The 14,110-nt window shown below is 65.1% G+C and carries 12 protein-coding genes; 8 read left to right on the top strand and 4 right to left on the bottom strand.

Going from position 1 to position 14,110, the window contains the following annotated elements:
- Window positions 1-30: 30 nt before the first annotated feature.
- The gene (ilvD, locus tag NA637_RS00235; protein ID WP_256070363.1) at window positions 31-1,869 is read left to right on the top strand and encodes a dihydroxy-acid dehydratase; all 1,839 of its coding nucleotides are present in this window, start codon (window positions 31-33) and stop codon (window positions 1,867-1,869) included.
- Window positions 1,870-2,173: 304 nt separating this feature from the next.
- Here ilvD and NA637_RS00230 read toward each other — a convergent pair whose 3' ends face one another.
- The gene (locus tag NA637_RS00230) at window positions 2,174-3,301 is read right to left on the bottom strand and encodes an NAD(P)/FAD-dependent oxidoreductase (RefSeq protein ID WP_256070362.1); all 1,128 of its coding nucleotides are present in this window, start codon (window positions 3,299-3,301) and stop codon (window positions 2,174-2,176) included.
- Between the two features lie 104 nt (window positions 3,302-3,405).
- On the opposite strand from NA637_RS00230, the gene NA637_RS00225 reads away from it, so the two are divergent.
- Window positions 3,406-3,861: a metallophosphoesterase family protein gene (locus NA637_RS00225; protein WP_256070361.1), complete on the top strand. Its 456-nt coding sequence runs from the start codon at window positions 3,406-3,408 to the stop codon at window positions 3,859-3,861.
- 106 nt (window positions 3,862-3,967) lie between these two features.
- Here NA637_RS00225 and NA637_RS00220 read toward each other — a convergent pair whose 3' ends face one another.
- Both NA637_RS00220 and NA637_RS00215 read right to left on the bottom strand, forming a co-directional pair.
- Window positions 3,968-4,705, bottom strand: coding sequence for a YitT family protein (locus NA637_RS00220; protein WP_256070360.1), 738 nt, complete (start codon window positions 4,703-4,705; stop codon window positions 3,968-3,970).
- A 90-nt stretch (window positions 4,706-4,795) separates the two neighbouring features.
- On the bottom strand, window positions 4,796-5,311 hold the full coding sequence (locus tag NA637_RS00215; protein WP_256070359.1) for a dihydrofolate reductase: 516 nt from the start codon (window positions 5,309-5,311) through the stop codon (window positions 4,796-4,798).
- A gap of 153 nt (window positions 5,312-5,464) precedes the next feature.
- On the opposite strand from NA637_RS00215, the gene NA637_RS00210 reads away from it, so the two are divergent.
- Window positions 5,465-6,577: a glycerophosphodiester phosphodiesterase gene (locus NA637_RS00210; protein WP_256070358.1), complete on the top strand. Its 1,113-nt coding sequence runs from the start codon at window positions 5,465-5,467 to the stop codon at window positions 6,575-6,577.
- 87 nt (window positions 6,578-6,664) lie between these two features.
- On the opposite strand, the gene NA637_RS00205 is transcribed toward NA637_RS00210, so the two are convergent.
- On the bottom strand, window positions 6,665-7,855 hold the full coding sequence (locus NA637_RS00205; RefSeq protein ID WP_256070357.1) for a CaiB/BaiF CoA transferase family protein: 1,191 nt from the start codon (window positions 7,853-7,855) through the stop codon (window positions 6,665-6,667).
- Between the two features lie 231 nt (window positions 7,856-8,086).
- On the opposite strand from NA637_RS00205, the gene NA637_RS00200 reads away from it, so the two are divergent.
- The 5 genes from NA637_RS00200 (at window position 8,087) to NA637_RS00180 (ending at window position 14,027) form a co-directional block, all read left to right on the top strand.
- Complete coding sequence (locus tag NA637_RS00200) at window positions 8,087-9,067, top strand: Bug family tripartite tricarboxylate transporter substrate binding protein (protein ID WP_256070356.1); 981 nt, start codon at window positions 8,087-8,089, stop codon at window positions 9,065-9,067.
- Between the two features lie 13 nt (window positions 9,068-9,080).
- The gene (locus NA637_RS00195) at window positions 9,081-9,581 is read left to right on the top strand and encodes a tripartite tricarboxylate transporter TctB family protein (protein WP_256070355.1); all 501 of its coding nucleotides are present in this window, start codon (window positions 9,081-9,083) and stop codon (window positions 9,579-9,581) included.
- Window positions 9,582-9,605: 24 nt separating this feature from the next.
- A complete protein-coding gene (locus tag NA637_RS00190) occupies window positions 9,606-11,084 on the top strand; it encodes a tripartite tricarboxylate transporter permease (protein WP_256070354.1) in 1,479 nt (492 codons plus the stop codon).
- Window positions 11,085-11,147: 63 nt separating this feature from the next.
- Window positions 11,148-12,542 (top strand): DUF2868 domain-containing protein, encoded by a 1,395-nt coding sequence (locus tag NA637_RS00185; RefSeq protein WP_256070353.1) that lies wholly within the window; start codon window positions 11,148-11,150, stop codon window positions 12,540-12,542.
- Window positions 12,543-12,653: 111 nt separating this feature from the next.
- Window positions 12,654-14,027, top strand: coding sequence for a GTPase/DUF3482 domain-containing protein (locus tag NA637_RS00180; protein ID WP_256070352.1), 1,374 nt, complete (start codon window positions 12,654-12,656; stop codon window positions 14,025-14,027).
- The last annotated feature ends 83 nt before the right edge of the window (window positions 14,028-14,110 follow it).

The raw sequence follows: 14,110 nt of genomic DNA, 5'->3' as shown, positions 1-14,110 counted from the left end.
ACCTGACCAGCCTTAGCAGGACCGATTGCCATGCCCGATTACCGCTCGAAAACTTCCACGCACGGCCGCAACATGGCCGGTGCCCGCGCGTTGTGGCGTGCCACCGGCATGAAGGACGATGATTTCAAGAAGCCGATCATCGCCATCTCCAACTCCTTCACCCAGTTCGTGCCCGGCCACGTGCACCTGAAGGACCTGGGCCAGCTCGTCGCCCGCGAGATCGAAAAGGCCGGCGGCGTCGCCAAGGAATTCAACACCATCGCGGTCGACGACGGCATCGCCATGGGCCACGACGGCATGCTTTATTCCCTGCCATCGCGCGAGATCATCGCCGACTCGGTGGAATACATGGTCAACGCGCATTGCGCCGACGCCATCGTCTGCATCAGTAACTGCGACAAGATCACCCCCGGCATGCTGATGGCCGCCCTGCGCCTGAACATCCCGGTGGTGTTCGTCTCCGGCGGCCCGATGGAAGCCGGCAAGACCAAGCTCGCCAGCCACGGCCTGGACCTGGTTGACGCCATGGTCATCGCTGCCGATGAAAGCGCCTCCGACGAGAAGGTCGCCGAATACGAGCGCAGCGCCTGCCCGACCTGCGGCAGCTGCTCCGGCATGTTCACCGCAAACTCGATGAACTGTCTGGCCGAAGCCTTAGGGCTAGCCCTGCCGGGCAACGGCTCGACCCTGGCGACCCACAGCGACCGCGAGCAGCTGTTCCTGCGCGCCGGCCGTACCGTCGTCGAGCTGTGCCAGCGTTATTACGGTGAAGGCGACGAGTCGGTGCTGCCGCGCAACATCGCCAGCCGCCCTGCGTTCGAGAACGCAATGACCCTGGATATCGCCATGGGCGGCTCGACCAACACCATCCTGCACCTGCTGGCCGCGGCTCAGGAAGCCGAGGTCGATTTCGACCTGCGCGCCATCGACGCCCTGTCGCGCAAGGTGCCGCAGCTGTGCAAGGTCGCGCCGAACATCCAGAAGTACCACATGGAAGACGTGCACCGCGCCGGCGGGATCTTCTCCATCCTCGGCGAACTGGCCCGTGGCGGCCTGCTGCACACCGACGTGCCCACCGTGCACAGCCGGACGCTGGCAGAAGGCATCGCCAAATGGGACATCACCCAGACCCAGGACGAAGCGGTACACACCTTCTTCAAGGCCGGCCCGGCCGGTATCCCGACGCAGACGGCGTTCAGCCAGTCGACCCGCTGGGACACCCTCGACCTGGATCGCGCCGAAGGCTGCATCCGCAGCGTCGAGCATGCCTATTCCCAGGAAGGCGGCCTGGCCGTGCTCTACGGCAACATCGCCCTCGACGGCTGTGTGGTAAAAACGGCGGGCGTGGATGAATCCATCCACGTCTTCGAAGGCACCGCCAAGATCTTCGAAAGCCAGGACAGCGCCGTGAAGGGCATCCTCAATGACGAGGTGAAGGCCGGCGACATCGTCATCATTCGCTACGAAGGCCCGAAGGGCGGCCCGGGCATGCAGGAAATGCTCTACCCGACCTCGTACCTGAAGTCCAAAGGGCTGGGCAAGGACTGCGCCCTGCTCACCGACGGCCGCTTCTCCGGCGGCACCTCGGGCCTGTCCATCGGCCATGCCTCGCCGGAAGCGGCTGCGGGCGGTGCCATCGGCTTGGTGCGCGACGGCGACAAGGTGCTGATCGACATTCCCAACCGCAGCATCCAGCTGCAGGTCAGCGATGAAGAGCTGGCCCACCGCCGCATCGAGCAGGACAAGAAAGGCTGGAAGCCCGCCGCACCGCGCGCGCGCAAGGTGACCACCGCGCTCAAGGCCTACGCCCTGCTCGCCACCAGCGCCGACAAGGGCGCGGTGCGCAACAAGGCAATGCTGGACGGCTGATTCAGCGTCGAAAAGAGCCCGGCGCGCCGGGCTCTTTCATGGTTCGCCGATGGCCGGTTCCAGGCGAATCCGTCCAATCGCGTTGAAGCGGGGCGCGACCAGTTCGAATTCCCCCGCTCACGAACCTCGCCTAGCGCCTCGCTGTCCGGAAGCGCGTCTCCGCTGATGCGCAACTGACCAAGCCAACGCCAGCCTTCCGCCGCAACCCGTCCCGGCACCGGCACCACGCTGGGCTCGCCGCGAAGCAGCAGGACTTCGGCTTGGCCGTCCCGATCCAGATCCGCCGCAAACAACCGACACTCTGTTAGGCATCCCTGATTGCACGCGCCTCCTGAGCGAGGCGCTGGCAGACCTCATCGGCGATCGCCAGGGCCGCGGTCAGTCCTGGCGACTCGATGCCGAACAGATTCACCAGCCCCGCAACGCCATGCTCGGCAGGCCCGTCGATACGAAAATCCGCTGCCGGTTCGCCGGGGCCGCTGATCTTCGGGCGAATGCCGGTATAGGCCGGTTGCAACGCACCATCGGGCAATCCCGGCCAGTAACGGCGGATGGCGGCATAAAAACCGTCAGCGCGACTTTCATCCATCGTGTAATCAAGGCCGTCGACCCACTCCACGTCCGGGCCGAAACGAGCCTGTCCGCCGAGGTCCAGGGTCAGGTGTACGCCCAGCCCGCCAGGCTCGGGCAACGGATAGACCAGATGGTGGAAAGGCGTTGCAGTCGCCAGGCTGAAATAGCTGCCCTTGGCGAAGTAGCGCGCCGGCACCGATTCGGCGGCAAGCCCCACCGTACGCGCGGCGATCTCGGGGGCGGCATGACCGGCACAGTTGATGACGCTGACGGCAGCCAGCGTCATGGGCGCGTCGCCACCGACGTCGACGCGCAACCCCGCGTCCATCACTTCCATTTCCGTGACCGGTGCATGCAGCGCCAACAGCGCGCCCGCGGCTTCGGCATCGCCTTGCAGCGCCAGCATCAAGGCGTGGCTGTCGACGATCCCGGTGCCGGGCGAGAGCAATCCAGCCACGGCATTGAGCTGCGGCTCCAGCATCTTCACCTCGTCCGCGTCGAGTCTGCGCAAGTCGTCGACGCCATTGGCCAGGGCATGAGTCTGCAGCGCGTCGAGCCCTGCCAACTGTGATGCGTCGGTGGCGATGATCAGCTTGCCGCAGCGCCGACAAGGCACGCCGTGGCTGTCGCAGAACCCATAGAGCGCGTCCCGCCCGGCCACGCACAGCCGCGCCTTCAACGACCCTTGCGGATAGTAGATGCCGGCATGAATGACCTCGCTGTTGCGCGAACTGGTGGCTGTGCCGATGGCTGACCCGGCCTCCAGAATCAGCACTTCACGCCCAGCCTGGGCCAGTGCCCGCGCTACCGCCAGCCCCACCACGCCAGCACCGATGACCACGCAATCGACCCGCTCCATTCCTGTTCCCCTTCGATAAGGCGAGCGCCAGACTGCCGCAAGATCGAACCGCGGCCAAGCCTCGCTTGCCCAACATCCATACACTCACGAAAACGGGAGCCACCATGCGCATCGGCATCATCTCCGATACCCACGGCTTGCTGCGCCCCGAAGCGCTCGCCGCGCTCCAGGGTTGCGAGCGGATCATCCATGCCGGCGACATCGGCAAACCCGAGGTGCTGGACAGGTTGCGTGAGCTGGGGCCACTGGACGCAATTCGTGGCAATGTCGACAGCGGTGACTGGGCCACAGCGATCCCCGAAACCCTTGATCTGCGGATCGATGGGCTTCGCATCCACGTCACCCACGACGTCAAGACCATGCAGATCGACCCGGTCGCCGAGGGGGTTGCCGTGGTGATTGCCGGGCACTCGCACCAACCCAAGATCGAGCAGGTCAACGACGTGCTCTACCTCAACCCGGGCAGTGCCGGCCGCCGGCGCTTCAAGTTGCCGATCAGCCTGGCTTTGCTGGACATCGAAGACGGGCAGCCGCGCGCGCAACTGGTCACGCTGGGTTAGGCCGGAGCGCGGGTCTCAGGACGGATTTATCGGTCTGCCCAGGAACCGCACCAACCACCAAGGGGCGAATTCATTCGCCCGACGGGGCCCACGGAACTCCGGCGCGTCAGCTGACCCCCATGTAGCGATCGGCACGGTGATTGACCGCCAGCACCAGATTCAGCGCCACCGCGCCGAGCACCGAAAGGGCCACCTTATCCAGCGGCACGATGAACACCGCCGCCAGCACGATCAGCGCATCGATGCCCATCTGAAAGGTCCCGGCGCGCAGGCCGAACCGCTCCTGCAGGAACAGCGCAAGGATATTCACACCCCCGAGGCTGGCGCGGTGGCGGAACAGCATCAGCAGCCCGATGCCCATGGCGAAACCGCCGAACAGTGCGGCGTAATAGATGTTCAGCTCGGCAAAGCGAATCCACTGCGGCGTCAGCTCCGCCAGCAGCGAAACCAGGCCCACCGCGATGATGGTGCGCAGCGTGAAGCTCCAGCCCATGCGCCAGATCGCCAGCAGGTAGAAAGGGATATTGAGAGTGAAGAACACCAGCCCGAACGGCCAGCCGGCGACGTACTTGAACAGGAACGCAAGGCCCACGGTGCCGCCGGTGAGCAGCCCGGCATGGCTGTAGAAGGCAATGCCCAGCGCCACCATCGCGGTGCCCAGCAGCAGCGCCAAGGCGTCCTCCCAGAGCGGATGACGGACGAAGATGGCAGCGATGGTTTCGGGCTGCTCCGTGTCCGCATGATCAGTGTCAGGTTTCACCGCGTTCGCTTGCGTAGTGCCAGCTTGCACTGCGCCACGTTGCACTACGCCACGTTGCACTACGCCACGTTTGTCATTCGGCATCGGAGATGTCTCGTGTGAAGCGGACGGAAAGCATAAGCGCTGATGCCAGGCCAGGACTTGGCAACAGTCAAGGAAGCTTGCGGGACGGGCTCAGCGGCGCTGCCAGGTCTCGAAACGGTACGCCGGGGCGTCGCCCTCGGCCGGATGTGACTGGCTCTCGGTACGCTGCCATTCGGCTTCTTCGAAGGCGGGGAAAAAGGCGTCGCCTTCAGGGGCCGCATCGATTCGGGTGAGGTAGAGGCGCTGAGCTTGCCCCAATGCCTGGGCATAGAGCTGCGCGCCGCCAATCAGCATCAGCTCGTCAACGCCCTGCTCGCGCGCCCACTGCTCGGCGCGAGCCAACGCGGCGTCGAGTGCAGGGAAGGTCTCGGCACCTTCGACTTGCAGATCGGCCTGACGACTGACCACCAGGTTCAGCCGGCCCGGCAACGGGCGACCAAGCGAATCCCAGGTCTTGCGCCCCATGATGATCGGCTTGCCAAGGGTCATGGCCTTGAAGTGTTTGAGGTCGGCCGGCAGATGCCAGGGCATCCTGTTGTCGAGGCCGATGACGCGGTTGTTCGCCAGGGCCGCGATCATGGCGAGGGGAAGTGAGGTCTGATTCATGGCGGCGAGAATAACAGAGCGCCCGCGGCGCAGTCAGCGCCGTCAGATACACGTCAACATCATCGAACGGTCATCTTCGCTTTACCAAAGTGTCAAGCGGTCGTCATTCTCAGGTTTCAGGCTTACCGCTCCCCTTCCACGAAGACGCCGACAATGGCCCGCCACAGCCGCCCTACCCTGCGCCACCTGTTTGCCGCCTGCAGCCTGCTGCTGCCGATCGCCGCCTTTGCCGCCACGCCCGACGCCTCGGTCGCGGCCAAGAACGCCCGCGACGAGCCCCATCCGCTGGTCATTGCCCACCGCGGCGCCAGTGGCTATGTGCCCGAGCACACCCTCGCCTCTTACGCGCTGGCCATCCTGCTGGGTGCCGACTATATCGAGCCGGATCTGGTCATGACCCGCGACGGCGAGTTGGTCGCCCGTCACGACAACGAACTGGGGCTGACCACCGATGTGTCGCAGCACCCCGAGTTCGCCGACCGCAAGCGCACTCAAATGGTCGACGGTGTGAAGCTCACCGGCTGGTTCAGCGAAGACTTCACCCTGGCCGAGCTGAAAACCCTGCGCGCCATCGAACGCATCCCGGACATCCGCCCCGGTAACGCGCGGCTCGACGGCAGCCTGGAAATTCCCACGTTGCAGGAAATCATCGATCTGGTGAAAACCATGCAGCTGAGCGAGCGCCGCCGCATCGGCCTGTACCCGGAAACCAAGCACCCGACGCACTTCCAGCAACTCGGCCTGGCGATGGAAAAGCCGCTGGTGCGCATCCTCCACCGCAACGGCTATGCAGGCCGCAGCGCGCCGGTGTATATCCAGTCGTTCGAAGTCGAGAACCTCAAGACCCTCAGCGGCTTGACGCAGCTGCGCCTGGTTCAGCTGTTCGGTGGCGGTCAGCCGTACGACCAGCAGGTGCGCGGCAGCAAACTGACCTATGCGCAGATGGCAACCGCAGAAGGCCTGGAGGCCATCTCGCGCTACGCCGCGGGCGTCGGCCCCGAAAAGAGCTACATCATTCCGCGTGACGCCAATGGCAACCTCGGCCAGCCCACCGACTTCGTGCCGAACGCCCACGCCGCTGGCCTGAAGGTGCACCCGTACACTTTCCGCGCCGAGAACCTGTTCCTCCCGACCAACCTGCGCAACGGCGACTCCCCAACCGAGCGCGGCGACATAGAAGCCGACATACAGGCCTTCCTCGACGCCGGCATCGACGGGCTGTTCATCGATCAGCCGGATATCGCGGTAAAGGTGCGCGGGCAGTGATACCCAGCGCCACCCCGCCCGGCCAGGATGGCCGGGCACTCCTACGTCCGGGTTGTCATGTAAAGTGATCGGCGCTGAGCGAGCGAATCAGCCGATCACGCCCGCCTCGTGCAGCTCGGCCAGTTCCGCTTCGCTTTTGCCGAGCACACGGGTGAGCACGCTGTCGGTGTGCTGACCGTGCAGCGGCGGCGCCTTGGCGACAACCGTTGGCGTACGCGAGAAGCGCAGCGGGCTGCGCACCATGCGCACCTCCCCGGCGACCGGATGCTCGGCACTGATGACGAGGTCGCGATAGCCTGCTGTTTCCGACTCCAAGGCTTGAGCGACATTTTTCACTTCACCGACCGGAATCGCCTGGGCGCGCAGGGCTTCGATCAACGCCTCGCTGTGCCATTTTCCGAACGCCTCCTGTAACAGCGAGATCAGCCGCTCACGATGCTCGGTGCGGCCCTTGTTCTGGGCGAAGCGCGGATCGCTGTACAGCTCTGGACGCTTGAGCACGTCCAGACACAGGCGGCGATACTGCTCGTCGTTGCCCACGGCCAAGGCGATGCTGCCATCGGCGGTGTTGAACAGCTGGTAGGGCACGATGCTCGCGTGCGCATTGCCGTACCGCTGCGGCACCTTGCCCGTGTTGAGGTAGCCGGACGCGACATTGGCCAGGAAGTGCAGCGCACTGTCGGACAGCGCGATGTCCACCGACTGACCGAGCCCGGACTTCTCCCGCTCGAACAGCGCCGCCAGGATGCCCTGAACCGCATTCATGCCAGTGACCAGATCGATGAAAGCCACACCCAGGCGCATGGGCTCGCCCTCCTTGTCACCCGTGATCGACATGAAGCCGCTCTCGGCCTGGATGATGAAGTCGTAGCCAGGCCGGTTTTCCATCGGGTTGCCGCGCCCGTATCCGGTAATCGAGCAATGGATGAGTCGAGGATTGACCGCTGCAAGCGTCTCGTAATCCAGCCCGAGGCGCTTGAGGCTCGCCGGCAGGAAGTTCTCGACCACGACGTCGGCTTGCGCGGCCAGATCAAGGATCAGCTGACGCCCCTCGGGTTTACGCAAGTCCACCGCCAGGCTCTGCTTGTTGCGATTGGCGCTGAGGTAGTAGGTGGAGATGCCGGCCTTCGCCGGCGGCATCCAGCTGCGGGTGTCGTCACCCTCCAGGCTTTCGATCTTCCAGACCTCGGCACCGAGGTCCGCCAGGGCCATGGTCGACCAGGGCCCAGCGAGGATGCGTGTCAGATCCAGTACCTTGATGCCTTGCAGAACACTCATCGACTCTCCTTCTAATCTGATCGGGCAATGGAGTCGAAACTGGCGCAAGCGGGTCAAAACCACAACCAGCGGCAGACGCAGTAGCGTTCGATAATCGAACACCATTTCCGTCCAGCGGAGCCTCGGCAGGGCGGCTTCCTTTATGGTGAACGCGTCCGAGCCGCTGGCGATGGCCTATGCCAGCCAGTAGTCGTCGGACACTCACAACAATTACAGGACGGGATTTTTCCTATGGCTCTGACTCTCAAGCGCACCCTGCGCCTGCTTCTGCTGGGCACCATGCTCCCGCTCGCTTCCGTTGCGGCTCAGGCCGCCGAATGGCCAACCGATACCGTTCGCCTGGTGGTGCCCTATGCGCCGGGCGGCACGACGGATGTGCTGTCGCGCAAGGTTGCCGATCTGCTGCAACAGGAAATCGGCTCCGTGGTGGTCGAAAACCGTCCGGGCGCTGGCTCGACCATGGCCACCGGACAACTGGCCCGCGGCGGGCGGGGCGCCGACCACACCATTCTGATGGCGTCTCCCGGGCACACCATCGGCCCGGTGATCTACAAGAAGTTGCCCTACGAGCCGGTGAAAGACTTCAAATTCATCCGCAACATCATCGAAATCCCCAACGTGATGGTGGTGCCGGCCGACAGCCCGTACAACTCGGTCGAAGAATTCATCGAGGCGGCCAAGACCAAGGAGATGACCTTCAGCTCCGCCGGCATCGGCAGCTCGATCCATATGTCCGGCGAGTTGTTCAAGGCCATGACCGGCACCCAGATGACCCACGTCCCCTTCCGTGGCAGCGGCGAGGCACTGCCTGCGTTGCTCAGCGGCGACGTCGACGTCTCCTTCGAAAACATGCCCACCGTGCTCGCGCACATCCAGTCCGGCAAGCTCAAGGCGCTGGCCGTCACCTCCAAAGAGGCCTCTCCGTACCTGCCGAATGTCGAGCCGCTGTCCAAAATCGGCGCGGACCTGGGCCTGGGCGAATTCGTCACCACCGCCTGGTTCGGGCTGATCGCCGATGACCAGATGTCCGACCAGGCCGTCCAGACGCTGCAGACCGCACTGGACAAAGTCATGGAGGATCAGAGCTTCAAGGATTTCGCCGCACAGATCGGTGGCGAGCCGGCGACCGAGGAAGGCGATGATTTCCGTGACTATGTCGCTGAGGACGTTCAGCGCTGGCAGCGTGTAGCCGGTCAGGCCGAGCTGAACTGATCGGAGGCCCGTCATGACCACCGATGCTGCGGTGAGCCGCCCGCGCCGGGCCAATCTCAACACATGGCTGGGCGTGTTCTGGTTGATCGCGGCGCTGGTGTTTCTGTTCTACCTGGTGCCGAACCATATCGACGAAGCCCCCATGGTCGACAACCCCATGCAGTCGCCACGCTGGCTGCCCAGTGTGGCGGGCTGGCTGATCGCGGCGTTGTCGCTGGCGTTGATCGTTGAAGGCTGCTTGCGACCGCCGGCCCGGACCGCAGCCGTCGAATCCGAACGCGCGCCGGCCCGGCGCTGGCTGCTGATGTTGGCCGGGCTGGGCGCCTATTGGCTGCTGTTCGATCTGCTCGGCGCCATCGTCGCCGGTATTCTCGGCACGCTGCTGCTGTTTGCCGCCCATCCGGTGCGCAAGCCCTGGCTCTATCTGCTGGCGATTGCATTGCCGTGGCTGGTAAGCCTGCTGTTCATCCACGTACTGAATGTCCCGCTGCCCTCCGGCACGCTATGGAACTGACGGCGCCCTTACGCGAGTAACCGAATGGAAGGTTTTTCCGAAGTCCTGGACTTGTTTCTCAGCGTCGACAATTTCATCGCCATCTTCATCGGCGTGTTGATTGGGGTGGTCATCGGCGCGATTCCTGGCCTTACCGCGACCATGGCCGTTGCGCTAGCCCTGCCTTTCACCTTTTCGCTGGAGCCGGTGACGGCGATCCTGCTGCTGGTGGGCATCTACAAGGGCGGCATGTACGGCGGTTCGATCACCGCCATTCTGATCCACACGCCCGGTTCGCCGGCCGCCGCCTGCACGTTGCTCGACGGCTATCCGTTGACGCAGCAGGGCAAGGCGAAGAAGGCGCTGCAGATGGCGCTCTACTCGTCATGCATCGCCGATGTGTTATCGAACCTGGCGCTGATCCTGTTCGCCTCCTACCTGGCCAAGGTCGCGCTCAATTTCGGGCCGCCAGAGTTCTTCTGGCTGATCTGCTTTTCGCTGACCATCATCGTCTCAATCGCAGGCGACTCGCCGGTCAAGGGTCTGATCGCTGCCAGCTTCGGCGTCATCGTGTCCATGATCGGCATGGATGCGGTATACGGCAGCCAACGCCTGACGTTCGATAACTACAACCTGATGGACCGGGTCTCCTTCGTGCCGTTGCTGATCGGCCTGTTCGCTATCCCCGAGGTGATCGATTTCTACCTGAAGAAGGCCGGCCCGCATATCCGCGCCGCCTCCAGCGGGGCTGGCCTGACGCTTGGCGAACTCAAGTCCAGCCTGGTCACCATCGTGCGCGGCTCCTTTATCGGCGTAATCATCGGCGCCATTCCAGGTGCCGGCGCCACCGCGGCATCTTTCATCTCCTATAGCGAAGCCAAACGGCGCTCGCCGAACGCCGCCAACTTCGGCAAGGGCGAGCTGGAAGGCGTGGCCGCGGCCGAGTCAGGCAACAACGGCGTGGCCGGCGCAACCCTCATACCGCTGCTGTCGCTGGGCATCCCCGGCGACGTCATCACCGCGATCATCCTCGGCGCCTTCATGATCCATGGGCTGACGCCCGGCCCGGTGCTGTTCCAGGAAAACCTCACCCTGATCTATGCACTGTTCTGCGGGATCATGCTGAGCTCGGCGGTGCTGCTGTTCGTCGGTCACGGCGTGATCAAGTATTTCTCACTGATCGCCGAGATCCCCAAGGCCATCCTGCTGCCGATCGTGCTGATGTTCTGCGTCTATGGCTCCTTCGCGGTGAACAACAGCCTGTTCGACATCGGCCTGATGCTGCTCTTCGGCGTGATCGGCTATCTGTTCAACCGCACCGGCTTCGCCACAGCGCCCTTCCTCCTCGGTTTCATTCTCGGGCCCATGTTCGAGGACAACCTCAGGCGCACGCTGCTGATCGGCCGCGGCGATCCGATGATCTTCTTCCGCGGGCCGATTACCTGGATCTTCATCGTGCTCACCGGCTTGTCGCTGTTCTTCGCCGTTCGGCGTTATTGGCAGGAGCGAATCCGGGCGAGCTGACCATTTCACCCTTGTGACCGGCAGCGGTTATCCTCAGGGCCGAGCCCTTCCCCGAGAAACCGTGTGCCTGCACCTCTCCCACCCTCACCGAATCCCCTCGACCGTCTCTGGCTGACCGAAGCCGTGCGCCTGCGCGAAGAGCACGCCGGGCCGCTGGATGATGCCGAAGCCAATCGCCAGGCCCGCGCGCAGGGCGGCACGCTGCCGGAGCTGATCGAGTTCCGCGCGCTGTGGCTGGCGCGCCGTGACGGCCTGATCGATGCCTTGCAGCACTGGCGCCAGGGCGCACGGCTGGCCGGCTTTGCGCTGGTGCTGCTGGCGCTGTTCACCGGGGCCGGGCTGGGGCTGGCGGCGCTGGGTGATGGCGTGCGACCGGTCAACGTGTTCTGGGCGCTGGGCAGCCTGCTCGGGCTGAATCTGCTGACGCTGCTGGGCTGGCTGCTGGGCTTCTTCTTTGCAGGCGATGCCGGTGGTGCGCTGGGCCGGCTGTGGCTCTGGCTCAGCGAAAAGCTCGCCCGCGACGCCCGCGCGGTGCAGCTGGCGCCGGCCCTGCTCGCGGTGCTGGAACAACGCCGCCTCGGCCGCTGGCTCTTGGGGCTCGGCGTACACGGCTTGTGGCTGGTGGCGATGACCAGTGCGGTGGTGACACTGCTCGCGCTGCTCGCCACGCGGCGTTACGGCTTCGTCTGGGAAACCACCATCCTTGGCGAAGGCGCGTTCATCAGCCTGACCCAGGCGCTCGGCACGCTGCCCGCGCTGCTGGGCTTCAGCGTGCCGGATATCGAGCAGATCCGCGCCAGCGGCGCGCTCGGCAACGGTGCCGACGGCGCCCGGCAAAGCTGGGCCGGCTGGTTGGTCGGCGTGGTGCTGATATACGGGCTGCTGCCTCGCCTGCTCCTGGCGCTGTTTTGCCTGTGGCGCTGGCGACAGGGCCGTGCCCAGCTGCGGCTCGATCTGCAACTGCCGACCTATCGCCTGCTGCGTGAACGCCTGCAGCCCCCTAGCGAACGCCTCGGCATCAGCGATCAGGCTCCGGCGCAGTTGCACGCGCCCAGTGCTGGCACGCAGCTGGACGGCAGCGAGGGCGCGGTACTGGTTGCCATCGAGCTGGACCAGAGACATCCCTGGCCGCCAAAACTACCCAAATCCGTGGCCGATGCGGGCGTGCTGGATGACCGCGAGCAACGTCGGCGGTTGCTCGAGCAACTGACCCGCTTCCCACCGCAACGCCTGGCCATCGCCTGCGATCCGCGTCGTTCGCCGGACCGCGGCACCCTGGCGCTGATCGGTGAGCTCAGCCGCTGCGCTGCCGAGACCCGCGTCTGGCTGCTGCAGCCGCCCGCCGGCGAGGCTCTGGACAGTTATCGATTGCAGGACTGGAAACAGGCGCTGGACGGCCTCGCCTTGCCTTATTCCACCAGCGCGCCACTGACCTGGCTGGAGAGTGGTCATGATTGAGCAGCTCCGCATTGCTCCAGTAGGAGCCAGCTTGCCGGCGGCAGCGACCTTGCACAGGGGATCGCCAGCAAGCTGGCTCCTACAAAGGCGAGCGCAGCGGAGCAATAAGCCATGAGCGCGCCCCTGAAACTCGCGCTGGTCGGCCACACCAATGTCGGCAAGACCTCGCTGCTGCGCACCCTGACCCGCGATGTCAGCTTTGGCGAGGTCTCGCACCGGCCGAGCACCACGCGGCACGTCGAAGGCGCACGGCTGTCGGTGGACGGCGAGCCACTGCTGGAGCTCTACGACACGCCCGGCCTGGAGGACGCCATCGCCCTGCTCGACCATCTCGAACGGATCGAACGCCCCGGCGAGCGGCTCGACGGCACGGCCCGCACCGCCCGTTTCCTCGATGGCAGCGAGGCGCGCCAGCGCTTCGAACAGGAGGCCAAGGTATTGCGCCAGCTGCTGGCCAGCGATGCCGGACTCTATGTGATCGATGCCCGCGAACCGGTGTTGGCCAAATACAAGGATGAGCTGGCAGTGCTGGCCGGCTGTGGCAAACCGCTGCTGCCGGTACTCAACTTCGTCGCCCAGACCGGCCACCGTGAAGAGCAATGGCGCGAAGCACTGGCGCGCCTGGGCCTGCATGCGCTGGTACGTTTCGACAGCGTGGCCCCGCCGATCGATGGCGAGCGTCGCCTGTATGAAAGCCTGGCGCTGCTGCTGGAGCAGTCGCGTCCGAAGTTGCAGCGCCTGATCGATGACCATGAGGCCCAGTCCTTGGCCCGGCTGAGCGAGGGCCACCGGCTGATCGCCGAGATGCTGGTTGATGTCGCGGCATGCCGACGCAGCGTCGCCGCCCAAGCGGAGCTGGAGCGCGGCGCCATCCGGGAATTGCACGACGCCGTGCGGTCCCGGGAACAACGCTGCGTCGAAGCCTTGCTGCGGCTGTACGGGTTCCGTCCGCAGGATGCCGCGGCAGCCGATCTGCCGCTGCTCGGCGGCCGCTGGGGTGACGACCTGTTCAATCCTGAAACACTCAAGGAGCTGGGTGTGAAGATCGGTGGCGGGATGGCCGCCGGTGCGGCTGCCGGTGCAGGCATGGATCTGATGGTCGGCGGCATCACCCTGGGCGCGGCCGCGCTGCTCGGCGCCATTGCCGGCGGCGGCGCACAGACAGCCAGGCACTACGGCAACCGCCTGCTGGGCAAGCTCAAAGGCCAGCGCGAACTCACCGTCGATGATGCCGTGCTGCGCCTGCTCGCCCTGCGCCAGCGACAGTTATTGATCGCCCTCGCCGCCCGTGGGCACGCGGCAATAGAAGCGATCCGCCTCGGTGCACCGGACGACAAGACCTGGCGCGAAGGCAAGCTCCCCGCAGCGTTGCACCGATGCCGCGCGCATCCGCAATGGTCGTCGCTCAATCCCGGCGCACGCCTGGAACAGGCCGAACGGCAACAGCAGTTGACGGAACTGGTCGCCAGTCTGCAGCGCAGCTAAGACGCTGCGGAAGATAGCCACTGCTGGTGGGCTGAAGCCCACCCTACATGAAGACACCATGCTCGGCCGTAGGGTGGGCTTCA

The sequence above is a fragment of the Stutzerimonas stutzeri genome, from assembly GCF_024448935.1.
Taxonomy (GTDB): domain Bacteria; phylum Pseudomonadota; class Gammaproteobacteria; order Pseudomonadales; family Pseudomonadaceae; genus Stutzerimonas; species Stutzerimonas stutzeri_AO.
The sequence above is the reverse complement of the archived record's forward strand: the minus strand, read 5'-3'. Positions and strand labels throughout refer to the sequence as shown.

Coding starts and splice junctions, on each gene's coding strand:
- ilvD (WP_256070363.1), top strand. CDS start 31: ATGCCCGATTACCGCTCGAAAACTTCCACGCACGGCCGCAACATGGCC.
- NA637_RS00230 (WP_256070362.1), bottom strand. CDS start 3,301: ATGGAGCGGGTCGATTGCGTGGTCATCGGTGCTGGCGTGGTGGGGCTG.
- NA637_RS00225 (WP_256070361.1), top strand. CDS start 3,406: ATGCGCATCGGCATCATCTCCGATACCCACGGCTTGCTGCGCCCCGAA.
- NA637_RS00220 (WP_256070360.1), bottom strand. CDS start 4,705: ATGCCGAATGACAAACGTGGCGTAGTGCAACGTGGCGTAGTGCAACGT.
- NA637_RS00215 (WP_256070359.1), bottom strand. CDS start 5,311: ATGAATCAGACCTCACTTCCCCTCGCCATGATCGCGGCCCTGGCGAAC.
- NA637_RS00210 (WP_256070358.1), top strand. CDS start 5,465: ATGGCCCGCCACAGCCGCCCTACCCTGCGCCACCTGTTTGCCGCCTGC.
- NA637_RS00205 (WP_256070357.1), bottom strand. CDS start 7,855: ATGAGTGTTCTGCAAGGCATCAAGGTACTGGATCTGACACGCATCCTC.
- NA637_RS00200 (WP_256070356.1), top strand. CDS start 8,087: ATGGCTCTGACTCTCAAGCGCACCCTGCGCCTGCTTCTGCTGGGCACC.
- NA637_RS00195 (WP_256070355.1), top strand. CDS start 9,081: ATGACCACCGATGCTGCGGTGAGCCGCCCGCGCCGGGCCAATCTCAAC.
- NA637_RS00190 (WP_256070354.1), top strand. CDS start 9,606: ATGGAAGGTTTTTCCGAAGTCCTGGACTTGTTTCTCAGCGTCGACAAT.
- NA637_RS00180 (WP_256070352.1), top strand. CDS start 12,654: ATGAGCGCGCCCCTGAAACTCGCGCTGGTCGGCCACACCAATGTCGGC.